The organism is Sphingobacterium sp. HJSM2_6 (genome assembly GCF_049316305.1).
GTDB lineage: Bacteria > Bacteroidota > Bacteroidia > Sphingobacteriales > Sphingobacteriaceae > Sphingobacterium.
Genome location: NZ_JBMOXB010000055.1, coordinates 1 through 433 on the forward strand (window position 1 = coordinate 1; position 433 = coordinate 433).

A 433-nucleotide genomic window follows, 5' to 3' on the forward strand; every position below is an offset into this window, starting at 1 on the left:
CCATCTTTCAAATAACAATTGTACCACTTGTAAAAGGTACTTCGAGCAATACCAAACTCTTTTAGAGTACGTTTAATGCCGATTTCTGAACGTGTAACGGACTGGATAATCTCGTACTTTTCTGCTGCTGTGATACGCATAAACTTCTTATATTTTGTGCTTAATCCAGCAAATCCAAGCTTTTTTTTACGATATCATAACGCAGAACCAAATCGGCGACAATTTCCTTTAAACGAGCGTTCTCTTGCTTTAATTCCATCACCTCATCACTCGTTGCTTCTCGTGTTAAATCGCCCTCTAGTCGCTTTTTTCCCGCTTCAAGGAATTCTTTGTTCCATTTATAGAATTGCGATTCATTAATATTATGCTTGCGACACAGTTCCGATACCGATACCTCTGCCCGTAAGGCTTCCATAACGATCATGATTTTTTG

At 38.8% G+C, this 433-nt stretch carries 2 protein-coding genes; both read right to left on the reverse strand.

Translation table 11 applies throughout. The features are described 5' to 3' along the window. Nucleotides 1-140 (reverse strand): helix-turn-helix domain-containing protein (locus tag ACFRAE_RS17785; protein WP_422798515.1); only part of this gene is annotated, 140 nt, incomplete at its 3' end. Nucleotides 141-160: 20 nt separating this feature from the next. Next, on the reverse strand, nt 161-433 hold a 273-nt coding region (locus ACFRAE_RS17790), incomplete at its 5' end, for a transposase (RefSeq protein WP_422798514.1).